We start from the raw sequence: 22,739 nt of genomic DNA on the forward strand, positions 1-22,739 counted from the left end.
GTAGCGAGGATCGGCCAGGCGGATGCACCGCAAGGCGGAGGAGGAGCTCATAACGGAGTTATGGGCGACGACGACAACGCGGCGGGGCGCCGTCTGGGCGACCGCAGTAGGCGGAAAGATCCACAAAACAGGCCCTAGCCTGAGGGGCCGGGCGGGGAGGGAGCCGGTCGAGGAGGGGCTTCGGGTTCCTTCCCGTTGGAGGGCGCGGGGCGGCAGACCGTCTCCGAGGCCGTGAGGCGGCACGGCACGGCCCTGGTCACCGTCGCCATCAGGACCTCGACGCCGCGGGGAACGCTCAGCGTGTAGTCCGCCAGGCAGTCGCCCCCCTCGGGGCCGTCGTCGGGGCAGTCGAGCGCGATCCGCAGAGTCCTGCCGTCCTGCCACGCCTCCTCCAGACCGTAGGAGCCGTCGGCCCCGCTGACCTCCCGCCTCACCTCCAGCCTGCCCGGCGTGCCGGGGACGACGCGGACGCCGACCCGCCCCGCGACGTCCACGATGATCATCGGTGCTCTGAGCGAGTAGACGGTGGTCACGGACGACCGCTTCTCGAGGACGGAGGAGTCGTAGGAGCCGGGGAAGGAGAAGTCGTAGGCGCGGGGCAGCCTGATCCCGGCCCATATCGCCAGCGCGATGCCGAGCACGGCGGACACGCTGAGCAGCCCGCCCGCCACGAGCCACCCGGTCCTGACGCCTTTTCGCATGCCGTGTCCTCTTTCAGATCTTCAGGAACCGCAGTACGGCGAGCACCCGGCGGTGGTCCTTGTCCGCACCGGAGAGGTCGAGCTTGGTGAAGATGTTGTTGATGTGTTTGCCGACGGCGCTCTCCGACACCACCAGGGCCTCGGCGATCCCCGCGTTCGACCGTCCCTCCGCGATCAGCGCCAGCACCTCGTACTCCCTGCGGGTCAGCCGGTCGACAGGGTCGCTGCGCCCGCGCAGCAGGAGCTGGGCGACCACCTCGGGGTCCAGGGCGGTGCCGCCGTCGGCGACGCGGCGCAGGGCGTCGAGGAATTCGGTGACGTCGGCGACCCGGTCCTTCAGGAGGTAGCCGACGCCGCTGGTCGCGGTGGACAGCAGCTGGGTGGCGTAGCGCTCCTCGACGTACTGGGACAGTACGAGGATCGGCAGCCCCGGGTGCTGCCTGCGGAGCACGAGCGCCGCGCGCAGGCCCTCGTCGGTGTGCGAGGGCGGCATGCGCACGTCGGTGACGACGAGGTCGGGAGCGTGCTCGTCGACCGCGCGCAGGAGCTCCTCCGCGTCCGCCACCGCCGCGACGACGTGCATGTCGGCGGTGGCGAGCAGGCGGATGAGGCCCTCCCTCAGCAGGACCGAGTCCTCGGCCAGGATCACTCGCATGGCAGCTCCACGGCGATCGTCGTCGGGCCGCCGGCCGGGCTGTCGATGCTCAGCGTCCCGTCGACGGAGCCGACCCGCTGGGCCAGGCCACGCAGCCCCGTGCCGCCGTTCGGGTGGGCGCCGCCCCCGCCGTCGTCGTGGACGGTCACATGGAGCAGACGGTCACGGCGGCGCACCGTGATCTCCGCCCGGGAGGCGTGGGCGTGTTTGGCGATGTTGGTGAGCGCCTCGGAGACCACGAAGAAGGCCACGGCCTCGATCGTCGGGGAGACGCGCTCGGCCACCTCGACGTCCAGCCTGACCGGGAAGGGGGCTCGTGCGGCGATGCCGGACAGCGCCGCGTCCAGGCCCTGGTCGTTGAGGACGGCCGGATGCAGGCCGCGCACGAGGTCGCGCAGTTCCTTGAGCGCCTGCTTGGCCTCCTCGTGCGCCTGGACGATCACCTCGCGCGCCGGATCGGGCAGGTCGGCGAGGGTGGTGCGGGCCAGGCCGAGGTTCATCGCCAGCGAGACCAGCCGCTGCTGGGTGCCGTCGTGCAGGTCCCTCTCAAGGCGGCGTCGCTCGGCGTCCGCGGCGTCGACGACCTCGGCGCGGCTCTCGCGCAGGCTCTCGACCCGCTGGGCCAGCAGGTCGCTCCTGCTGGGGCCGAGCAGGGCCTCCGCGGCGATCACGTCCAGCGCGGTGATCCCGCGCGCCACCCACGGCACGACGACGAGCAACGCCAGCGTGCACGCGGCGGACACCACGACGCCCCACCGGCCGCCGACGCGCCACAGATGCACGGAGACGGCGATCCCGACCAGGCACGCCGACCACGCGACGACGACCCCGAGGAAGGCGACCAGGCCGATCAGCGGCGCCAGCAGGTGGTAGGCGAGCTGCCGCCAGGTGCTGCCGGTCCGCGCCTCGCGCACCAGCGTCTTGAAGGGGTTGCGGCTCCTGCGGCGTGGCGGCACCCGGGGGATGTCCACCCGGAGGAAGGCCTGGAAGCGGGCCCGCTGCAGGCGGGTGAACAGCGGCACCGCGAAGGTGAGCAGCAGCAGCGCGACCACCGGGGTCACCAGCGTCCAGACCAGCAGCACGGAGGCCGCGACCAGGCCCAGGATCGCGGCCAGGACCGCAAGGGCGATCGGCAGTCCCGTCGCCACGTGGGCGGTGCGCGACCAGGTCGGCGCCGACCAGTGGACGCGGGCCCAACCCCAGATCCTGTCCCAGGGGGTGGTGAGCGCCTCGACGTCGTTCATGGGCTCCACGGTAGGGAGTGCGCCCGCCCGGCGACATGGGTGAGGCATCCTGGAAAACGGTGGGGCAAACCACACCCCCGTCATCCTCTCCGGGAGTTCCTCTCCGGGAGTTCCTCTCCGGGAGTTCCTCTCCGGGAGTTCCCCTCCGGGAGTTCCTCTCCGGGAGGGCGGGCTCAGGGGGCCGGTTTGCGGAACCGTCTGCGCAGGCCGTACACCAGCCAGACGACGCCGCCGAGCAGGGCCGCGCCGATCACGTAGAGGGCGACGGAGGGGCCCTGACGCTGTTCGTCGGGGGCGGCGGCCGGCGGGGTGGCGGGGCGTGCCACCGGAGCCGGGGCCTGGGCGGTCGGGGTGGGGGCGGCCTCCGGGACCGGGTCGACCAGCTGGCCGACCGGCGTGGTCCTGCCCCTGGCGGCGAAGCCCCAGTCGAGCAGGTCCGCCACCTCGTCCCAGAAGTAGCCGTCGTGCCGCATGATCGTCACGATGACGGTGTGGCCGTTCCGCCTGGCCGCGCCGACGAAGCTGCCCAGCGCCTTGGACGTCCATCCGTTCTTGACGCCGATCATGCCCTTGTAGCGCCAGAGCAGCTTGTTGTGGTTGCCGATCTCGTAGTAGCCCTTCGGGGCGGGGAACTTCCCGATCTTCGTGCTGGTGTACCGCTGGAAGTCGCGGTTGGCCAGACCGGCCCTGGCGATCAGCGCCAGGTCGTAGGCGGAGCTGCTCTGGCCGGGCTTGTCGAGGCCGCTCGGCGTCTTGGCCACGGTGTCGAAGGCCTGCAGGCGCTTGGCCTCGGCGTTCATGTCCCGCAGGGTCTTGTCGAGGCCGCCGTTCGCCTCGGCCAGCGCCATCGCGCAGTCGTTCCCCGAGACCAGCATCAACGCCTTGAAGAGGTCGTCGACGGTGTACAGGGGCTTGGAGACCAGGCCGACGGCGCTGCCCTCCTCGTTCACCGCGCGGCTGCTCGGCCTGACCTTCTTGGTCTTGTCGAGTTTCGGGATGAGGGTGAGCGCGGTCAGGGTCTTGAGCGTGCTCGCGGGAAGATAGCGTCCGTGGGGGTCCTTGGCGGCGAGCACCTGCCCGGTCTCCGCGTCGGCGATCACGTAGGACTTCGCGGCCGTCTTGGGAGGCGCCTTCGTCCCCGTGGGGGCGACGAGGCCCCGCCTGCCGAGCGCGGCGCCGCCGATCGGCCCGTTGTCGGCGTTCCCTGCGGGCCTGCCGCCGACGGGTCCGTCCCCTGCGGGCCTGTCACCGGCGTGTGCGGGAACCCCCAGGAAGGTGCTCGCCGCCAGCAGCACCCCGACGGGCGCGACGTGTCTCATCCCCATAATGATCTCAGGGTAGCTTCGTGCCGATTCGCATCATGCGACCGACGCCCTGATCAGGGGCGAGATGGTGCGACGGAATACTGATGCCATGCAAATGTCGCGAAAGATCGCCGGATTCCTGGTCGGCGTCGCAGTTTTCATGATCTTCGAGTGGATAAACCTCGGCTTCAACCTCGCCGACGGGCATCCGACGGCGTTCTACGTGGTCCACGGCGTCCTGATCGCGGTCAACATCGTCGTGGCGGTCGTGCTCGGCGTGATCGGCCTACGTGGGCTGGCAAAGCGTCCGCAGGGTCCGGCGGTGTAGCTCGGCGGCCTCCTCAGCGGAGTCCCCGATGCTGGTGAAGCCGAGCTTGCCGTACTCGGGAAGCGCGCCGAGCAGGTGAAGCACGTTTCCCGTACGGCTCGCACGGTCGAAGCCGAGCCCGTTGGCGTCGACCATTTTGACGATCTCCGCGGGCGTGCGGCCCACCAGGCGTTCCGCGGCGCAGTTGTCGGTCGCCACGTAGTGCTTGACTCGTCCGTCGCGAGCCAGCGTGCCGGTCACGGGGTCGTAGGCGGCGCCGGTGGTGAGCAGCGCCGCGCCGAACGGGTGGGTGGTGCCGCCGATGCGCAGGTTGATCTCGCACAGCAGCGCGCGGTATCCGGCGTCGGTCTTGACGGCGAAGAAGTCCACGCCGAACAGCCCGACCACGCCGCGTGAGGCGAGGACTCCGGCGATCCGGTTCGCGCACTCGCTCACCTCGGCGCGGTACTCGGCTCTGGCGGGGAAGACGCAGCCCTTGTAGACGTCGTTGTTCGGGCCGCCGAGGATCTGCTCGTGGGTGGCGAGCACGGCGTACGAGCCGCCCGGAGTGATCATGGCCAGGGCGCTCGGGGAGTACAGCGGGCGCTCCTCGATGAACTCCTCGAGCACCGCGCCCCGCTCGGCGATCTTCTCGGCGAACGTCGTCCAGGTCTCGTCGGGAGCGGAGAAACTCGTCGGGCTCGTGATCAGGGAGTCGTCGCCCCTGGTCACGACGGCGTTGCCCAGCCCCGAGTAGCTGTTGTTGAGCTTGACCATCAATCTGGACGCGGGGCTCAGCGCGCGGGCCGCGTGCTCGACCTCGGTCAGCGAGCGCAGGTCGGAGAAGCCCCTGGCCATCGGCACTCCGGCCGCCTCGCCGATCATCCGTCCCCCGCTCTTCGAGCCCAGCGGGGCCAGCGCGGTCGCGGGGCCGTAGATCGGCAGGTTCAGGACCTCCGAGAGCCGCTCCTCGTGCTCGCTCACGACGAACGGCACCATCCAGGCGGCGGACGTGCGGCCGAGGGCGGCGCGGACCCTCGCGAGCAGGTGGGGGCGGCACAGGAGGGACTCGGTGAGCGGCGCGTCGCCGGGATCGTCCAAACTGATCATTTGCAGGCGTGAGCGGGCCTCGTGGGGGTCGTCGAGGAAGCTCAGGTAGTAGTCCACTGTCGCGGTGTCAACCGGCGTCGAGGAGAGGTAGACGACCTCGACGCCCGGTTGTCTGAGGGTGAGCAGGAGGAACAGCAGACGTTCCTCGTAGCACAGGGCTCCGGTGATCCTGCGCAGCTCGTCCTGGGGGAGCGACAGCGAAGGGACGATCACTAAGGTCCCTTCGTCCGGTTCGAAGATGTTCAAGCGTGATTGCTTCTCCCCGAACGGGATATTAGTGATCATAAGCGGAGTTAAGCATGCAGTCCTCCTGTTTGCATCACTCCGTCGGGTTCGATGACTGGTACCTGAAGTCACGAAAATTGCCGGATCTTCGATGTTTCAACGGGAGCGTGATTCGCCTCCGCGGCGGGGGCTCCCGTCGGGCACGGCTAGCGCGCCGGTAGTCAATCCGGGCCATCGCCCCTGGTTCGAGTGGGTCAGGAGGCGCGAGAGGAGAGCACGGGACGGCAAAACATTTGGCGGAGATGACGGCGAGCTATGTCGGAGGAGGGATAAAGTCGATGTCATCGTCAACACGCCGGTGGCCTCAGACCGGCCTGCCGCTCCCGTGCTGGCGGTTCATCGGTCCGCGCCGACACGGCCCTGGGCACCCCCTCAGGCCCGCCGGTGCGGCGATCGCTTTTTTCGGGGCTGCTTCATGGATCTCGGGATTCTGGGCAGTGGCACGGTGCGTCGAGGACCAGGGCTACCGGCGCGGATAGGACGGTGACCAATGCGGGGGCGTAATCTGCGGGGGGAACTCGACGCGTTCCTCGACGGATCCGAGCAGGAGCTGATCGGCTTCCGGCGTGACCTGCACATGCATCCCGAGCTCGCGTTCGCCGAGTACAGAACGACGCAGCGCATCGCGGAGCGGCTTACCGCCGCCGGGCTCACCCCCTCCGTGCTGCCGCGCGGCACCGGCCTGATCTGCGAGGTCGGCAGCGGCGACGGGCCGACCGTGGCGCTGCGCGCCGACATCGACGCGCTGCCCGTGCCGGACGAGAAGGACGTGCCCTACAGCTCGACGGTCCCCGGCGTCTGCCACGCCTGCGGTCACGACGTGCACACCACGATCCTGCTCGGCACCTCGCTCTTCCTCGCCAGGCAGGCGGAGGCGGGGCTGCTTCCCGGCAGGGTCCGGCTGATCTTCCAGCCCGCCGAGGAGCTTCCCGGCGGCGCGCTCGAGGTCATGGCCGCCGGCGGCATCAGCGGCGTCGACCGCATCTTCGGCCTGCACTGCGACCCGCGGGTCGACGTCGGCAAGGTCGGGCTCAAGACCGGGCCGATCACCTCCGCCTGCGACAAGGTCTTCATCCGGGTGAGCGGGCCCGGCGGGCACACCGCCAGGCCGCACCTCACCGCGGACCTGGTCTTCGCCCTCGCCAAGATCCTCACCGAGCTGCCCGCCGCGCTGTCGCGCAGGGTGGACCCCCGCTCGTCGCTGAGCCTGGTCTGGGGCCGTGTCGAGGCGGGCTCCGTGGCCAACGCGATCCCGGACGAGGGGCTCGCCGAGGGCACCGTGCGCTGCCTGGACGAGCAGGCCTGGCACGCGGCCCCCGACATGATCAAGACTCTGCTGGAGTCCGTCGCGGGCGCCTACGGCGTCGAGGCCCGCATGGACTACGTCAGGGGCGTGCCGCCGGTGGTCAACGACGAGGTCAGCGTGCAGATGCTGGCCGAGGCCGCGGGAGGCGTGCTGGGGGAGGGCTCCGCGGAGCCCACGCAGCAGAGCCTGGGCGGTGAGGATTTCGGCTGGTACCTCGAGTCCATCCCCGGCGCCTTCGCCAGGCTCGGAACCCGCACCCCGGGCGCGGCGAACCTCGGCGGCGACATCCACCAGGGCACGTTCGACGTGGACGAGGCCTGCATCGCCACGGGCGTGCGCTTCATGGCGGCGACCGCGCTCACCGCGCTCTGGGAGGGGCGCAGGCCGAGCGCGACCGAGCCGGTCGCGGGCATCGCGATCGCCTGAGTCCGGGCCGTACGGCTGAGCCCGGTTCCGGGTCCCGCCCTACCGTGACGTTATCGTGACGACGGCCGAAGCTACCGTTAGGTAGGATCGGCCGTCTCGTGGGTCACGAGGTGGCGTGAGCTGCATAACGGACCTGTTTCGGACCGCTGTGCCGGTTTGGTCAAGCATGGTTGAACAACTATCTTCCGTGCAGGGTTGCCGTGCGTCTCTTCGCGCGCGCACCGAAACGCGAAGGGGGTTCATCTTGCTTCAGAACCGATTCGGCAGGCTGACCGCGACCGCGCTGGCCGGCAGCATGCTCCTGGGAGCTGCCGCGTGCGGTGGAAGCGAGGAGCCGACCACGTCGGCCAAGCCCGAGGGCGGCGCGAGCAGTGCCGCGGCGCCGGCGGAGAAGGGCCCGAAGGTCGGCCTGGCGTACGACATCGGCGGCCGTGGCGACCAGTCGTTCAACGACGCCGCCGCCGCGGGCCTCGACAAGGCCAAGACCGAGCTCGGCCTCGCCGACACCAAGGAGCTCGAGGCGGGCAGCGGCGAGACCGAGGCGGCCAAGGAGGAGCGGCTCAGGCTGCTCGCCCAGGGCGGCTACAACCCCGTCATCGCCGTCGGCTTCGCCTACTCGGCGTCGGTGAAGAAGGTCGCGGCCGAGTTCCCCGAGGTGAAGTTCGCGATCGTCGACGACGCCGCGGCCACCGCGCCCAACATCTCCAACCTGCTCTTCGCCGAGCAGGAGGGCTCCTACCTCGTCGGCGCGGCCGCGGCGCTGAAGACCAAGAAGGAGCACATCGGGTTCGTCGGCGGCGTGCAGGTGCCGCTGATCCAGAAGTTCGAGGCGGGGTTCGTCGCCGGCGCCAAGAAGATCAAGGCAGACGTCGTGATCGACGTCAAGTACCTCACCCAGCCGCCGGACTTCACCGGCTTCAACGACCCGGCCAAGGGCAAGACCGCGGCCGAGGGCATGTTCGACGCGGGCGCCGACGTGGTCTACCACGCCGCGGGCGGCTCCGGCGGCGGCGTGTTCGAGGCGGCCAAGGCCGCCAAGGGCCTGGGCATCGGCGTCGACTCCGACCAGGCCAAGACCGCGGCGGCCGACGTGCGGGGCGTCGTCATGACCTCCATGATCAAGAAGGTCGACGTCGCCGTCTTCGACTTCCTCAAGAGCTTCACCTCCAACTCGGTCAAGGCCGGCACCACGGTCTACGACCTCAAGGCGGGCGGCGTCGACTACTCCACCACCGGTGGTCAGGTCGACGACATCAAGATCCAGCTCGACGAGCTCAAGCAGAAGATCATTTCCGGCGAGATCGTCGTTCCGGACAAGTCCTCCTGATCTCCTGCCGACAGGGGCCCGGCGGATGTTTCCCCGGGCCCTTCGGGGTATCCCAGCACTGCCTTCGGTAATCATGGCCATCCGCACGGAGGGGGCCGTCATCAGCACCTCGACACCGGCCGTCGAACTCGAGGGGATCACCAAGCGGTTCCCCGGCGTCGTGGCCAACCGCGACATCTCCCTGTCCGTCCAGCAAGGTCACGTGCACGCCGTCGTCGGTGAGAACGGCGCGGGCAAGTCCACCCTCATGAAGATCCTGTACGGCATGCAGCGCCCCGACGAGGGCGAGATCCGTGTCAACGGGAAAGCCGCGACCTTCCGTTCCCCCGCCGACGCGATCGCCGTGGGCATCGGCATGGTCCACCAGCACTTCATGCTCGCCGACAACCTGACCGTCCTGGAGAACGTGATCCTCGGCAGCGAGCCCCGCGCGGGCGGGGTCGCCATCGACTTCGGGACCGCCCGCAGGAGGATCAGGCAGATCTCCGACTCCTACGGCCTCGGCGTCGACCCCGACGCCCTGGTCGAGGACCTGGGCGTCGGGGCGCGGCAGCGGGTGGAGATCCTCAAGGTCCTCTACCGGGGAGCCCGGATCCTCATCCTCGACGAGCCGACCGCCGTGCTCGTGCCGCAGGAGGTCAACGAGCTCTTCGAGAACCTGCGCGGGCTGGTCCGCGAGGGGCTGACGATCATCTTCATCTCGCACAAGCTGGACGAGGTGCTCTCGGTCGCCGACGCCATCACCGTCATCAGGCGCGGCACCACGGTCGCCGAGGTGAGTCCCGAGGACGTCACCGCCAGGCGGCTGGCCGAGCTGATGGTCGGCAGCGAGCTGCCCAGCCCGCAGACACGCGAGTCCGCCGTCACCGACGTGGTCGCGCTGTCCGTGCGCGGCCTGACGGTCCGTTCCGAGGACGGCAGGGCCGTCGTCGACGGCGTCGGATTCGACATCCGCAGGGGCGAGGTGCTCGGCATCGCGGGCGTCGAGGGCAACGGCCAGGCCGAGCTCGTCGAGGCCGTCATGGGCATGCGCCCCGCGGAGGGCGAGGTCCTCCTCGGCGACAAGGACATCTCCGCCTGGCCGACGCTGCGCCGCCGTGAGGCGGGCATCGGCTACATCCCCGAGGACCGGCACCGGCACGGCCTGCTGCTCGAGGCGCCGCTCTGGGAGAACCGGATCCTCGGCCACCAGACGCGCAGGCCCAACGTCAGGGGCCCCTGGATCGACCGCGCGGGAGCGCGCAGGGACACCGAGCGCATCGTCGAGGAGTACGACGTCCGCACGCCGGGCATCGACGTGGACGCCGCCGCCCTGTCCGGAGGCAACCAGCAGAAGCTGATCGTCGGCAGGGAGATGAGTGGGGAGCCGGTCTTCCTGATCGCCTCCCATCCGACCCGGGGCGTGGACGTCGGGGCGCAGGCGGCGATCTGGGACCACCTGCGCGCCGCACGCGCCGCAGGCCTGGCCGTGCTCCTGATCTCGGCGGACCTCGACGAGCTCATCGGCCTGTCGGACACGCTGAAGGTCATCCTGCGCGGGCGCGTGGTCGCCGACGTCGACCCGCGCACCGTGACGCCCGAACAGCTCGGATCGGCCATGACGGGCGCGGGGGAGGCGGCATGAGCGCCGCGAAGTCGACCTTCGCCGACCGGCTGCTCGGCCGTGTCAGGCTCGGCGGGCTGCTCTCGCTCGCCGCGCCGATCCTCGCCGTCGTCTTCGCCGGCCTGATCACCTCGGTCGTCCTGCTGATCACCGGCGCCCCGCCGCTGGAGACGCTGGGCATCATGGTCGACTACGGCGTCCAGCCACGATCGATCGTGCTGGCGCTGAACCTGGCGTCGGGCTTCTACCTGTCCGCCATAGCGGTGGCGATCGGGTTCAGGATGAACCTGTTCAACATCGGCGTCGACGGGCAGTACCGCCTGGCGGCGCTCGTCGCCGCGGCCTTCGGCGCCTCGATCACGCTGCCCGCCCCGCTGCACATCGCCGCCGTCGTCCTCGTCGCCATGCTGGTCGGCGCGGGCTGGGCGTCGATCGCGGGCCTGCTCAAGGTCAGGCGCGGCGTCAGCGAGGTCATCTCCACGATCATGCTGAACGCCATCGCGACCGCGCTCGGCTCCTGGCTGCTCAACAAGGACCGGCTCGCGGTCGAGGTCGCGGGCAGCAACAACATCGGCACCAAGCCGCTCGGTCCGTCCGCCCAGGTGTCGGGGATCGCGCTCATCCCGGGAAGCCCCCTCAAGGTGAACGGCCTGATCATCCTGGCGGTCGCCGTGGGCGTGCTGTACTACGTGGTGCTCAACCGGACGCGTTTCGGCTTCGACCTGCGCGCCACGGGGCGTTCCGAGCCCGCGGCGGTGGCCAGCGGCGTCAACGTCAAGCGGATGGTCCTCATCGCGATGGCCCTGTCGGGCGCGGTGGCGGGCCTGGCGGGCATGCCGATCCTGCTCGGCGAGTCCTACAGCTACAGCCTGCAGTTCCCCCTGGGGCTCGGCTTCACCGGCATCGCGATCGCGCTGCTGGGCAGGAACAACCCTGTCGGCATCGCCTTCGGCGCCATGCTGTGGGCCTTCCTCGACGTCTCGTCGAACATCCTGCAGCTCCACGAGATCTCCCCGGAGATCGTCCAGATCATGCAGGGCACGATCGTGCTCTCGGTCATCGTCGCCTACGAGCTGGTCCACCGTTACCAGATCTCGGCCGAGCAACGCCGGGTGAGCAGCGAACTGGCAGGCGGGACCCAGGTCCGGGCCGAAGGAGCGTCGGCATGAGCGAAGGCGGTCTCACCCTGACCAAGGCTCCGGCGGCCGAGCCGCCCAAGCCCCGCAGGCTCAGGGTCACCTGGCAGGTCCTGCTGTTCGCCTTCGGCGGGCTGGTCCTGCTGCTGTCGTTCACCAGGACCGTCACCGGAGCCGTCGACCTCACCTCGGCCGGGGCGATCAACGCCGCCGTCGCGCTGGCCGTCCCCATCGGCCTGGCCGGCCTCGGCGGCCTGTGGTCGGAGCGGGCCGGGGTGGTCAACATCGGCCTCGAAGGCATGATGGTCCTGGGCACCTGGTGCGGCGCCTGGGGGGCGATCCACTTCGGCAACCCCTGGGCGGGCGTGGTCGCGGGCGCGATCGGCGGTCTCCTCGGCGGCCTGCTGCACGCGATCGCGACCGTGACGTTCGGGGTCGACCACATCATCTCCGGCGTCGCGATCAACATCCTGGGCCTGGGGGTCACCGAGTTCCTCTCCAAGGTCACCTTCGCCACGATGCCGGGCGGCGGCGACTCCCAGTCCCCGCCGGTGCCCAAACCGGGCATCGTGAGCGTGCCGGGCGTCGGAGACGGGCTGACCACGCTGGAGTCGACTCACTGGTTCCTGCTCTCCGACGTGGCGGGCATCCTGCGGGGCCTGCTCACGAACGTCTCGCTCCTCACCATCCTGGCGATCGCGCTGGTCCCGCTGTCCTACTACGTGCTCTGGCGCACGGCGTTCGGTCTGCGCCTGCGTTCCTGCGGCGAGCGTCCCGTCGCGGCGGAGTCGCTGGGCGTCAACGTCTACCTCCACAAGTACGCCGCGGTGCTCGTCTCCGGGGCCCTGGCGGGGCTCGGCGGCGCGTTCCTGTCGCTGGTGGCCGCCAGCGCCTACCGCGAGGGGCAGACCGGAGGCCGGGGCTTCATCGGCCTGGCCGCCATGATCTTCGGCAACTGGCGTCCGGGAGGCCTGGCCGCGGGCGCGACGCTGTTCGGCTACACCGACGGGCTTCAGCTGCGCAGGGGCGGGGAGTCGGTGCACGCGCTGCTGCTGGTGGTCGCGATCCTCATCGCCGCCGCCGCGGTCTACCAGCTCGTCGCGCAGAACCGCACCAGGGCCGCCGTGATCAGCGGGGTCGCGGCGATCGCCGTCTTCGTGGTGTTCGCGCTGACCGACAGCGTCCCGGCCGAGTTCACCTCGGTCACCCCGCACATCACCACGCTGCTGGTGCTGTCGCTGGCGGCCCAGCGGCTCCGGCCGCCCGCGGCCGACGGCGTGCCGTACCGCAGGGGGCAGGCGAAGTGATCACAACGGGCGGGACGTCCGCCGTTCCGCGTCCACGAGTGGAGCGAGCCGGATGAGCGTCGACTGGGCCGCGCTGAGGGCGGAGGCCGTACGGGCCATGGCGAACGCCTACGCCCCCTACTCCAGGTTTCCCGTCGGCGCGGCCGCGCTGGTCGACGACGGGCGGATCGTCTCGGGCTGCAACGTGGAGAACGCCTCCTACGGCCTCGGCCTGTGCGCCGAGTGCGGGCTCGTCTCCGCGCTCATGGCCACGGGCGGCGGCAGGCTGGTCGCCTTCACCTGCGTGGACGGGCAGGGGGAGCTGCTCATGCCGTGCGGCAGGTGCCGCCAGCTGCTGTTCGAGTTCGGCGGCGCCGCACTGCTCGTGGAGACCGTGGACGGCCCGAGGCCCATGGCGGAGATCCTGCCGTACGCCTTCGGGCCCGATGACCTGAACCGGGGGAGCTGAGCGTGGACGCGATCGACGTCATCGTCACCAAACGGGACGGCCGGGAGCTGTCCGCCGAGCAGATCGACTGGGTGGTCGACGCCTACACCAGGGGCGTCGTCGCCGACGAGCAGATGTCCTCCCTCGCGATGGCCATCCTGCTCAACGGCATGAACCGGAGGGAGATCGCCGGATGGACCCAGGCCATGATCCGGTCGGGGGCCAGGATGGACTGGTCGGCGCTGCCGGGCCGTACGACGGACAAGCACTCGACCGGCGGCGTCGGCGACAAGATCACGCTGCCGCTCGCCCCGCTGGTCGCCGCGTGCGGCGGCTACGTGCCCCAGCTGTCGGGCCGGGGCCTGGGCCACACCGGGGGCACGCTGGACAAGCTGGAGTCCATCCCCGGCTGGCGCGCCTCGCTGTCCAACGACGAGATGCTCGACGTGCTCGGCAGGGCGGGCGCGGTCGTCTGCGCCGCCGGAGAGGGACTCGCCCCGGCCGACAGGAAGCTGTACGCGCTGCGCGACGTCACCGGAACCGTCGAGTCGATCCCGCTGATCGCCTCCTCGATCATGTCGAAGAAGATCGCGGAAGGCACCGGGGCGCTGGTGCTGGATGTGAAGGTCGGCTCCGGCGCGTTCATGAAGACCGTCGACCGGGCCCGCGAGCTGGCCACGACGATGGTCGAGCTGGGCACGGACGCCGGGGTCCGCACCGTCGCGCTGCTCACCGCGATGGACCGCCCGCTCGGCAGGACCGTCGGCAACGCGCTGGAGGTCGCCGAGTCCGTCGAGGTGCTCGCCGGGGGCGGGCCCGCCGACGTGGTCGAGCTGACCGTGCGGCTGGCGCGCGAGATGCTGGACGCCGCGGGACTGTCCGGTGGCAAGGACCCCGAACGGGCGCTGCAGGACGGCTCGGCGATGGACGTCTGGCGCAGGATGATCAGCGCCCAGGGCGGCGACCCCGACGCCCGGCTGCCCAGGGCCGCCGAGACCCTGGAGGTCACCGCCGCCTCGTCGGGCGTGCTGACCAGGCTCGACGCGTACGGCGTCGGTCTGGCCGCCTGGCGTCTCGGCGCGGGCAGGGAGCGCAAGGAGGACCCGGTCTCCTTCGGCGCGGGCGTCGTGCTGCACGCGGGGCTGGGTGACCGGGTCCGCGAGGGGCAGCCGCTGATGACCCTGCACACTGACGAGGCCTCCCGCTTCGAGCGGGCGCTCGCCGCGCTCGACGGCGCGTACGTCGTGGGCGAGCACGCGGGCCCCGACCCGCTGCCGCTGGTGATCGATCGCGTCACCGCCTGACCCCGCCGTCGCCTGACACCGTCACCGCCCGGCCCTGCCGTCGCCGAGCCCCGCCGTCGTCCGGCCGTGTCGCTGTCCGGCCGTGTCGCTGTCCGGCCGTGTCACGCGGACGGCTGTCAGGTCAGCCGGACGGCGGTCACGTCAGCCGGGCGGCGGTCACGTCACCCGGGTGATCCGCGCAGGCTGAGGAGCCTGTCGACGAGGGTTCTGGCGTGGTCGGGGCCGACCGGGCGGCCGAAGAAGATCGCGTGATAGTAGAGAGGGGCGATGACCACCTCCATGAGCTCCAGCAGCGTGGGCGGGCGCTCTCCGCGCTCCGCCGCCCTGTCGAGCATGGCCTGCAGTCGCAGGCCCCGGTTCATCAGGTAGACCTCACCCTCGGAACCGCGTGAGCCGACCATGGCCGCGCGGACGTACAGGGCTCCCATGGGGCTCGCGACGTCGTCGGCGACCTTCAGGGCGTAGGCCTCCAGATCGCCGCGGAGCGTCCCCGTGTCGGGGACGGGCGATCCCTGCGAGAGCTGTTCGTTCACCATGTCGTCGATCAGCCCGCTGAGCGTGCCCCAGCGCCGGTAGATCGTGGCCTGGTGCACCCCGGAACGCTCGGCCACCAGGGCGATGCTCAGGTCGTCCCAGCTCTCCTCGCGCAGCAGGTCGAGCACCGCCTCGTGCACGGCGGTCCGGACCCTCGCGGTGCGGCCCCCCGGCCTGCGTACAGGTTGCATGAGCTCATACTAACGCGAGGTTCCTAGCCTTAGTTAACGCAAACTCTCTTGCGTTAGCTTCGAGGGCGCGTTACCTTGAAGCGAAATAACTTGCGTTAAGGAGTTGACGGATGCGTCCGTTCGTTTTCGAGAAGGACCCCACGTTCTGGTACGAGACGCTGCGCTCGTTCGGTCACATCGCGTACGGAGGGGCCGACTTCGGCGAGGTCGTCATGACCGCCCAGCGCGTCGTCGAAGGCGACTACGACAGCTGGCACGACGAGTGGCTGGCCACGGCGGACCGGGTGGCGGCCGAAGCCGAGCGCTCGCTCGCGGCGGGACACCGGGTCAGCGCGGGCGACGGTTTCCTGCGCGCGTCCAACTACTACCGTTCCGCCGAGTTCTTCCTGCACGGCGACCCGTCGGACCCGCGCGTCGAGGCCGCCTACGCGCGGCAGGTCGCAACCTTCAGGAAGTTCGCCGAGATCCGCGGCGTCGAGCCGGTCGAGATCCCCTACGAGGGCCTCACGCTGCCCGGCTACCTCTACCGTGGCAGCGGGGGCGCCACGGTCGTCATGCACAACGGCTTCGACGGCAGCGCCGAGGAGATGCACTTCTTCGGCGCCGCCGCGCTGCACGAGCGCGGGTTCAACGTGCTGGTCTTCGACGGCCCGGGACAGCCGGGGGCGATGCGCAGAGGGCTGGTGTTCCGGCCCGACTGGGAGCACGTGGTCGGCCCGGTGCTCGACTGGCTGCTGGCCGGGCCGTACGCGGATCCGGACCGGGTCGCGCTGCTCGGGGCCAGCATGGGAGGCCTGCTGGCCCCGCGCGCGGCCGCGTTCGAGCCCAGGGTCAAGGCGCTCGTCGCCTTCGACGGCGTCTACGACATGGGCGCCGTCGTCGCGGAGAGGTTCGGCGGCGACAGGGAGGCGGCCAGGCGGGCCCTGGCCGAGCCGGAGGCCGACGATGCCGTCCGCGCCCTGACGGCGCAGGACGCGGTCGCCCGCTGGGCCGTCACCCACGGCGCCTGGGTGACGGGCTCCTCGCCGAGCGGCTACCTGACCGCGATGCTCGGCTACCACCTGCGCGACGGCGTCGCCGAGCGGATCGCCTGCCCGACGCTCGTCTGCTCCGCCCCGGACGACTTCAGCTTCAAGGGCCAGCCCGAGGCCCTGTACGCCCATCTGACCTGCGACAAGACACTCATCGAGTTCACCGAGGCCGAGGGCGCGGACGCCCACTGCCAGTCGGGCGCGCAGCGCCTGGCCATGGCCCGCATCGGTGACTGGCTGGAGAGGACCCTCCGATGAAGAAGATGCTGCCCGTGCTGTTACACGACGTGCTTCCCATGGTCGCCGTCTACTACCTGCTGCGCTCGCTGCACATCGGTGAGTACGCCGCGATGCTGGCCGCGACCTGCGTGGGCGCGCTGCGCGTGTGCTACGTGGCCGTCAGGGAACGCAGGCTGGACGGCTTCGCCGCCTGCACGGGCCTGGTGTTCGCGCTCGGCCTGATCCTGTCGCTGGTCAGCGGCGACGAACGGTTCATGCTGGCCGTCAAGTCGGTCACCACGGCGGTCCTCGCCCTCGTCCTGATCGGCACCTGCCTGGCGCGACGCCCGGCGGCGTTCGGGATCGCCAAGCGCTTCGGCGCGGAGGACGAGGCCACCGTCGCCCGCTGGGACGCCCTCTACGCGGCCCGGCCCGCCTTCCGCAGGGTGTATCTCGTGATGACCCTGACCTGGGCGGTCGTCCTGCTGGCCGAGTCGGCCGCGCGGATCCCGCTCGTCTACCTGCTGCCCGTGGACGTCATGGCGGGCCTGTCGTCGGTGTTGCTGATCGGAACGCTGGCCCTGCTCGGCGTGTGGTCCGCGTGGTACGGCGGCCGGGGCGAGCGGATGGCCTCCGTGTCGCCGACCGGGTCCTGAGCGGGTCGCCGGGACCGGTCAGATCCCGGCGGGCTGGGGCCGGGGGGCGAAGACGGACTCCAGCACGGCACGGTGGGTGGCCAGGGCCGCCGCGTGACGCGCACGGCCCTCGTCGGTGATGAGGACGAAGACGCCCCGCCGGTCGGCCTCGCACATGCCCCGGCACACCAGGCCCGCCTTCTCCAGGCGCGCGATCAGCCGCGAACACGCGCTCTGGCTCAGGTGCACCGCGTCGGCCACCTCCTGGACGCGGTACTTGTCCTGGCCGCCCTCGACCATGCGCTCCAGGACCTCGAACTCGCTCATGCCCAGCTGATGGTGCTCGGAGAGCTCGCGTTCCAGCGCGCACGAGGTCACGGCGTGCTTGGCCAGCACATCCCGCCACGCATGAACAACGGACCGCTCACTCATGGCCGGATCCTAGCATGCGCGAACATCTAATGCACACGAATTAAATTCGCTTGCATTAGATGCGCCTGCATGTATTGTTGCCCCCATGATCTCCTCCTCCAACGAAGAGCGCTGGAACGCGCGCCTTTGGGCCGCGCTCGCGGTGCTCTGCGCGGTCATCTTCCTCGACGCCCTCGACGTCTCGATGGTGGGAGTCGCCCTGCCGTCCATCCAGGCCGACCTCGGCCTGTCCACCTCGTCCCTGCAGTGGGTGGTCAGCGGCTACGTGCTCGGATACGGCGGTCTGCTGCTGCTCGGCGGACGTACCGCCGACCTGCTGGGGCGGCGCAGGGTCTTCCTGGTCGCGCTCGCCGTCTTCGTGGTCGCCTCGCTCCTCGGCGGCCTGGTCAACGACGGCACGATGCTGATCGCCGCCCGGTTCGTCAAGGGCGTGAGCGCCGCCTTCACCGCGCCCGCCGCGCTGTCCATCATCACCACGACCTTCGCCGAGGGCCCGGCCCGCAACAGGGCTCTCAGCATCTTCACCGCCTCCGGCGCCAGCGGCTTCTCCCTGGGCCTGGTCATCTCCGGCTTCCTGACCCAGCTCGGCTGGCGCTGGACGTTCCTCATGCCCGTGCCGGTCGCGATCATCGCCCTGGTCGCCGCCCTGAAGGTCCTGCCCAAGCGCCGCGAGGAGAAGGCCGAGGGCGGTCACGACCTCATCGGCGCGGTGACCATCACCGCCTCGATGCTGCTGCTCGTCTTCACCGTCGTCGAGGCGCCCAACGCGGGCTGGTTCTCGCCGCGCACCATCGGCTCCCTGCTGGGCGCCGCCGCGCTGCTGGCCGTGTTCGTGCTGGCCGAGCAGCGGGTCAAGCACCCGCTGGTACGGCTCGGCATCCTGCGCTCAGGACCGATCGTCCGCGCCAACCTCGGACTGGTGATCCTGTTCGGCTCCTACGTCGGCTTCCAGTTCGTGGCCATGCAGTACTTCCAGAACTTCCTGCACTGGTCGGCCCTGGAGACCGCGCTGGCCTTCCTGCCCGCCGGACTGCTGGTGGCCGTGACGTCGACCAAGATGGGCAGCCTGGCCGACCGGTTCGGCACCGGCAAGCTGATCGCGGTCGGCTCGGCCGCGCTGGCGGGCGCGTTCGCGCTGTTCCTGCGGCTCGACGAGAACCCCAGCCTGGCCACCCTGATCATCCCCGGCATGATCCTGGTGGGCATCGCCTTCGCGCTGTCCTTCCCCTCGCTCAACATCCAGGCGACCAACGGCGTCGCGGACGACGAGCAGGGACTGGCCTCGGGCCTGCTCAACACCTCGGGACAGGTCGGCGGGGCGATCGTGCTGGCCGTCGTGACGGCCGTGCTCACCTCCACCACGAGCACCGACCCGCTGGACGCCTTCCACGCGTCGATCACGGTCTCCGCGATCCTCGCCGTGGTCGGTCTGCTGATCGCCCTCACCGGCCTGCGCCGCCCCCGCGCGGCCCTCGCTCCCGCAGGGGAGGAGAAGGTGCTGGAGACCGTCTGAGTCCCTCGCGCGTCGTACGGGAGACACGGGCCCGCACGGCGCGCGAGTAGGTCGCCAACGGGATCCGGGGCCCGTTGGCGGCCTTTCGCCGTTCGGGGCCTCACGTGTCACCACCGCCCCTGACACGTGTCAGGGCCGCGTCGAACCGGATCTTCCCAGATGGTGAACCTCTCCCGGGAGCTGGGCATCTAACGGGGCAGGAGGCCATCATGAAGCGCACCCGCGTCGCCCTTGCCCTTGCTCCTCTCGCCCTGCTGGTCGGCTGCGGCGGCACGAGCACGCCGTCCGCCGTGCCCTCCTCACCCACCCCGGTGACGACGACCGAGGCCACCGGGAGGCCCGTGCCCGCGACCACGATCACGTCCCCGACCGCGGCACCGTCGAGCCCGCCGTCCGCCTCTCCCACGGGAGTGGATTTTCCGGATGCCGACAGGTCGGTCGAGATGACGCGAACCCCCGACACCCCGCCGACCGTCGTCGGGGTGCGGTTCGCCCGGCACGAGGGGTTCGACCGGGTGGTCATCGACCTCAGGAAGGGTGACCTGCCGGGATACCGGGTGAACTGGGTGCCCAAGCTGGTCCAGGACGGCTCCGGCGACACGATCGACGTCAAGGGCGGGGCCTACCTCCAGGTGACGCTGACCCCGGCCAGCGCGCACAGCGAGTCCGGCGCCCCGACCTGGACGGGCGGCCCGATCTTCCAGGCGGCGCTGGGCAACGTGCGGAGCGTGGTCAAGACGGGCGACTTCGAGGGCATGGTCGGCGTGGGCATCGTCGTGGACCACAAGGCGGGCTTCCGGATAAAGGAGCAGCTGGACCCCCAGCGCCTGATCGTCGACATCGCGCACTGAGATCGCCGGGACCGCGCACTGAGATCGCCGGGACCGCGCACTGAGATCGCCGGGACCGCGCGCCGAGGCCGCCTGCCGGGAACCCGTCGTACGGAACCCGGCGTACGAAACCTGGCGTACGGAACGCGGTGGCAAACTGGCGTGATGGTACGCAAAATCGACAGCGCGACGCGCATTCCGGTGCCGGGCGGCAAGATCATCGAAGAGTACGTCGGCCGGGTCAACAGCGGTGACGCCCAAATCTCGATCGCGCACATGACGGCCCCGCCGGGATGGGACGAGCCCGCCCAGACGCCGGAGTTCACCGAGTACACCGTGGTGCTCAAGGGCACCGTCGTCGTGGAGCACGAAGGGGGCGTCACCGAGGTCGGCGCCGGACAGGCGTTCGTGAGCGAACCGGGGGAGAAGATCCGCTACAGCTGCGGCCCGGACGGCGCCGAGTACGTCGCCGTCTGCCTGCCCGCCTTCTCCCCGGAGACCGTCAACCGCGACGGGTGACCCGCTGACCTGGGAGACGGGTGACCCGCTGACCTGGGAGGGGTGTAGCGGGAAGCGGGAGTTCGCGGCGGAGGGGGCGGAGTGAAGGGGACCGCCCGCCCCACGTCGACCCCGGGCTTGACCTGGAGCGCGCTCCACGTCCCAGACTTCCTCTCGGGGCCCGGAACCAGCGGGCTGGACGACAGGGGACATCGTGAAGTACCGCACCATAGGCGCCGACCCGAAGACCCGCCGCGAGGTGAGCGTGCTCGCGCTCGGCGCGATGTTCTTCGGATCGGTGACCGACGAGAAGACCTCTTTCGCCATCCTGGACCGCTACGTCGAGGCGGGCGGGACGTTCATCGACACCTCCGGCAACTACGCCTACTGGGTCGACGGCGGCCAGGGCGGGCAGAGCGAGGAACTGCTCGGAAAGTGGCGGCGCAGCCGCGGCGTCGGTGACGAGATCGTCATCGCCACCAAGCTGGGCGCGTCCGCTCGCCCCGGGCACCGGCTACATCGACAACGCCGAGGGGCTGTCGGCGAAGGTGATCCGGGAGTCGGCCGAGCGCAGCAGGGAACGGCTCGGCGTGGACAGACTCGACCTGCTCTACGCCCACATCGAGGACAGGACCGTCCCGCCGCACGAGACCGTCGAGGGCTTCGCCGAACTCGTCGCGGAGGGGACGGTCGGGCTGCTCGGGGTGAGCAACCACGCGATCTGGCGGGTCGAGCGGGCCCGCGCCATCGCCGCCGCCGCCGGACTGCCCGGCTACGAGGTCCTGCAGTACCAGCACAGCCACCTCCGGCCGCGCTTCGACATGCCCGACGCGTTCTTCAAGGAGGGCAGCCTCGGTCACGCCGGAGCCGAACTGCTGAGCTACCTGGGGGCGGAGCCGGGCCTGACCCTGGTCGCCTACTCCCCGCTGCTGGGCGGAGCCTACGTCCGGGAGGACAAGCCGGTGCCGCCGGACTACAACCACCCGGGAACGCCCGCCCGGCTCGCGGTGCTGCGCGAGGTCGCGGAGGAGACCGGGGCGAGTGTGAACCAGGTGGTGCTGGCCTGGCAGATCGGCGGCCCGCTGCCGGTGATCCCGCTGACGGGGGCGTCGTCGGTGGCGCAGCTCGAGGAGAACCTGGCCGCGGTCGACCTGGAGCTGACCGAGGACCAGCGCACCCGCTTGAACGCCGCCCACTAGGCGTGTTTCGGGCTGTCAGGTCGGGTCGGTTGGTTTGCTTGGTTGGCCGGGTCCGCCGGGCTCGCTTGGTTCGCTTGCTTCTCTGGGTTTGTTTTGTTCTCTGGGCTGGGCTTGGTTCGCGTGGAGGGGGGCGGGTGGTCCGGCCGGCCGTCTCAGCTGAGCTCTGGTGAGATCAGGCCTCCGGCCTGACGGGCGTGCCTGGTTGCGGTCCTTTTATACGCCGGCCGGACCACCCGCCCCCCTCCACGCATGGCTGTCTCGCCGTACGCCCTGCGGACCGTAGTCGCTCCCTTTCCGGCCGCCCAGCGTCCTGTCTGATGCTGAAGCAATCCGCAGGGCTTCATCCATGGTCGATCGCCGCAGCTGAAGCCTCCCTTTCGAAAGGAGCGCAGGGCTGAGCTGGAAAAACCCCGACAAGAGAAGGGCCTCCCCACCCGTGAGGCACCGGCTTCGGTGGGCCGCCTGTTGCCCACCCCATGATCGTTATCCAGAGCGCTGGCGATCCCCCGGAACCCTTGTCGCCCTGCCTGAGGATCGTCGCCTTGCCCAAGAACTGGAACTTACCCAGGGGCTCTGGGACTTGCCCAGGGATCGTCGCCTTGCCTGCGGGCTGGCAGGGGTGACGCTGCCCAGTGATCGGGGGTTGCCCGGGAGGAGGGATCGAGGGTTACACGGGAGGAAAGGGAGGGCTTACCCGGGGTGGTGATGGGGTTTGTCGTATCGGGAGTTCGGAGGGGTTCAAGAGCGCGGGCGGGGGCGTCTTGCCCAGAGGTTGCCAGGGAGCCGCCCAAGGTGCTTGGGGTGAGCGAGGACCACTCAAGGTGCTTGGGGTGAGCGGGGGCCGTTCAAGGTGCTTGGGGTGAGCGGGGGCCGTTCAAGGTGCTTGGGGTGAGCGGGGGCCGTTCAAGGTGCTTGGGGTGAGCGGGGGCCGTTCAAGGTTTTCGGGATGCTCTGGGCAACGATCAGAGGGTGGGCAACAGGCGGCCCAGCGAAGCTGGTGCCTCACGGGTGGGGAGGCCCTTCTCTTGTCGGGGGTTTTTCCAGCTCAGCCCTGCGCTCCTAATGAGTTCTAGGAGTCGGCTATCGGGCAGGCTCCTGGGATGGTTGGCGGCCGCCGGCAGGTGAGCACTGTGTGCTCCTGGACGTTGAGTCCTGACGAAAGATCGTGCCCCTTGCCGGTCGGCCGGGAGAGTTGATCGCTGATGGGATGTCGTG

20 protein-coding genes and 1 pseudogene are annotated in these 22,739 nt (G+C 70.4%); 14 read left to right on the plus strand and 7 right to left on the minus strand.

Annotated elements, in window-relative coordinates; translation table 11 throughout:
- Nucleotides 1-134: 134 nt before the first annotated feature.
- From PKF00_RS43345 to PKF00_RS43360, 4 genes are all read right to left on the minus strand, one after another.
- Complete coding sequence (locus tag PKF00_RS43345; RefSeq protein ID WP_271223630.1) at nt 135-701, minus strand: hypothetical protein; 567 nt, start codon at nt 699-701, stop codon at nt 135-137.
- Nucleotides 702-714: 13 nt separating this feature from the next.
- Nucleotides 715-1,356: a response regulator gene (locus PKF00_RS43350; RefSeq protein WP_271223631.1), complete on the minus strand. Its 642-nt coding sequence runs from the start codon at nt 1,354-1,356 to the stop codon at nt 715-717.
- Nucleotides 1,347-2,600: a sensor histidine kinase gene (locus PKF00_RS43355; protein ID WP_271223632.1), complete on the minus strand. Its 1,254-nt coding sequence runs from the start codon at nt 2,598-2,600 to the stop codon at nt 1,347-1,349. Before PKF00_RS43355 ends, PKF00_RS43350 begins: the two co-directional genes overlap by 10 nt.
- A gap of 173 nt (nt 2,601-2,773) precedes the next feature.
- Entirely contained in the window at nt 2,774-3,919 is a 1,146-nt protein-coding gene (locus tag PKF00_RS43360; protein WP_271223633.1) for a D-alanyl-D-alanine carboxypeptidase family protein, read from the minus strand.
- Between the two features lie 94 nt (nt 3,920-4,013).
- Here PKF00_RS43360 and PKF00_RS43365 point away from each other — a divergent pair, with 94 nt between their 5' ends.
- Nucleotides 4,014-4,232, plus strand: a complete 219-nt coding sequence (locus tag PKF00_RS43365; RefSeq protein WP_271223634.1) for an SCO4848 family membrane protein — start codon at nt 4,014-4,016, stop codon at nt 4,230-4,232.
- On the opposite strand, the gene PKF00_RS43370 is transcribed toward PKF00_RS43365, so the two are convergent.
- Entirely contained in the window at nt 4,191-5,534 is a 1,344-nt protein-coding gene (locus PKF00_RS43370) for a peptide ligase PGM1-related protein (RefSeq protein WP_271223635.1), read from the minus strand. The two genes, PKF00_RS43365 and PKF00_RS43370, sit on opposite strands and share 42 nt — an antisense overlap.
- A gap of 562 nt (nt 5,535-6,096) precedes the next feature.
- On the opposite strand from PKF00_RS43370, the gene PKF00_RS43375 reads away from it, so the two are divergent.
- The 7 genes from PKF00_RS43375 (at nt 6,097) to PKF00_RS43405 (ending at nt 14,442) form a co-directional block, all read left to right on the plus strand.
- Nucleotides 6,097-7,338 (plus strand): M20 family metallopeptidase, encoded by a 1,242-nt coding sequence (locus tag PKF00_RS43375; RefSeq protein WP_271223636.1) that lies wholly within the window; start codon nt 6,097-6,099, stop codon nt 7,336-7,338.
- Between the two features lie 244 nt (nt 7,339-7,582).
- Nucleotides 7,583-8,665: a BMP family lipoprotein gene (locus PKF00_RS43380; RefSeq protein ID WP_271223637.1), complete on the plus strand. Its 1,083-nt coding sequence runs from the start codon at nt 7,583-7,585 to the stop codon at nt 8,663-8,665.
- A 73-nt stretch (nt 8,666-8,738) separates the two neighbouring features.
- On the plus strand, nt 8,739-10,289 hold the full coding sequence (locus PKF00_RS43385; RefSeq protein WP_271223638.1) for an ABC transporter ATP-binding protein: 1,551 nt from the start codon (nt 8,739-8,741) through the stop codon (nt 10,287-10,289).
- Nucleotides 10,286-11,437: an ABC transporter permease gene (locus tag PKF00_RS43390; protein ID WP_271223639.1), complete on the plus strand. Its 1,152-nt coding sequence runs from the start codon at nt 10,286-10,288 to the stop codon at nt 11,435-11,437. The genes PKF00_RS43385 and PKF00_RS43390 overlap by 4 nt, the downstream gene beginning before the upstream one ends.
- On the plus strand, nt 11,434-12,711 hold the full coding sequence (locus tag PKF00_RS43395; protein WP_271223640.1) for an ABC transporter permease: 1,278 nt from the start codon (nt 11,434-11,436) through the stop codon (nt 12,709-12,711). The genes PKF00_RS43390 and PKF00_RS43395 overlap by 4 nt, the downstream gene beginning before the upstream one ends.
- 52 nt (nt 12,712-12,763) lie before the next feature.
- Nucleotides 12,764-13,159 carry a cytidine deaminase gene (locus PKF00_RS43400; protein ID WP_271223641.1) on the plus strand — a complete coding sequence of 132 codons (396 nt, stop codon included), beginning with the start codon at nt 12,764-12,766 and terminating at the stop codon, nt 13,157-13,159.
- A 2-nt stretch (nt 13,160-13,161) separates the two neighbouring features.
- Nucleotides 13,162-14,442, plus strand: a complete 1,281-nt coding sequence (locus PKF00_RS43405) for a thymidine phosphorylase (protein WP_271223642.1) — start codon at nt 13,162-13,164, stop codon at nt 14,440-14,442.
- 161 nt (nt 14,443-14,603) lie between these two features.
- On the opposite strand, the gene PKF00_RS43410 is transcribed toward PKF00_RS43405, so the two are convergent.
- Nucleotides 14,604-15,167: a TetR/AcrR family transcriptional regulator gene (locus PKF00_RS43410; RefSeq protein WP_271223643.1), complete on the minus strand. Its 564-nt coding sequence runs from the start codon at nt 15,165-15,167 to the stop codon at nt 14,604-14,606.
- Nucleotides 15,168-15,277: 110 nt separating this feature from the next.
- Between PKF00_RS43410 and PKF00_RS43415 the strand changes: the two genes are divergently transcribed.
- Nucleotides 15,278-16,456 (plus strand): alpha/beta hydrolase family protein, encoded by a 1,179-nt coding sequence (locus PKF00_RS43415; protein WP_271223644.1) that lies wholly within the window; start codon nt 15,278-15,280, stop codon nt 16,454-16,456.
- Nucleotides 16,453-17,073: a VC0807 family protein gene (locus PKF00_RS43420; RefSeq protein ID WP_271223645.1), complete on the plus strand. Its 621-nt coding sequence runs from the start codon at nt 16,453-16,455 to the stop codon at nt 17,071-17,073. The genes PKF00_RS43415 and PKF00_RS43420 overlap by 4 nt, the downstream gene beginning before the upstream one ends.
- A gap of 18 nt (nt 17,074-17,091) precedes the next feature.
- On the opposite strand, the gene PKF00_RS43425 is transcribed toward PKF00_RS43420, so the two are convergent.
- Nucleotides 17,092-17,484, minus strand: coding sequence for a MarR family winged helix-turn-helix transcriptional regulator (locus PKF00_RS43425; protein ID WP_271223646.1), 393 nt, complete (start codon nt 17,482-17,484; stop codon nt 17,092-17,094).
- Between the two features lie 85 nt (nt 17,485-17,569).
- Between PKF00_RS43425 and PKF00_RS43430 the strand changes: the two genes are divergently transcribed.
- The 4 genes and pseudogenes from PKF00_RS43430 (at nt 17,570) to PKF00_RS43445 (ending at nt 21,524) form a co-directional block, all read left to right on the plus strand.
- The gene (locus PKF00_RS43430) at nt 17,570-18,997 is read left to right on the plus strand and encodes an MFS transporter (protein WP_271223647.1); all 1,428 of its coding nucleotides are present in this window, start codon (nt 17,570-17,572) and stop codon (nt 18,995-18,997) included.
- Nucleotides 18,998-19,206: 209 nt separating this feature from the next.
- The gene (locus tag PKF00_RS43435) at nt 19,207-19,848 is read left to right on the plus strand and encodes an AMIN-like domain-containing (lipo)protein (RefSeq protein ID WP_271223648.1); all 642 of its coding nucleotides are present in this window, start codon (nt 19,207-19,209) and stop codon (nt 19,846-19,848) included.
- Between the two features lie 144 nt (nt 19,849-19,992).
- The gene (locus tag PKF00_RS43440; RefSeq protein ID WP_271223649.1) at nt 19,993-20,346 is read left to right on the plus strand and encodes a cupin domain-containing protein; all 354 of its coding nucleotides are present in this window, start codon (nt 19,993-19,995) and stop codon (nt 20,344-20,346) included.
- A gap of 193 nt (nt 20,347-20,539) precedes the next feature.
- Nucleotides 20,540-21,524 (plus strand): annotated as a pseudogene (locus tag PKF00_RS43445) (aldo/keto reductase).
- The last annotated feature ends 1,215 nt before the right edge of the window (nt 21,525-22,739 follow it).

Source organism: Streptosporangium carneum, assembly GCF_027922005.1.
GTDB classification, from domain to species: domain Bacteria; phylum Actinomycetota; class Actinomycetes; order Streptosporangiales; family Streptosporangiaceae; genus Streptosporangium; species Streptosporangium carneum.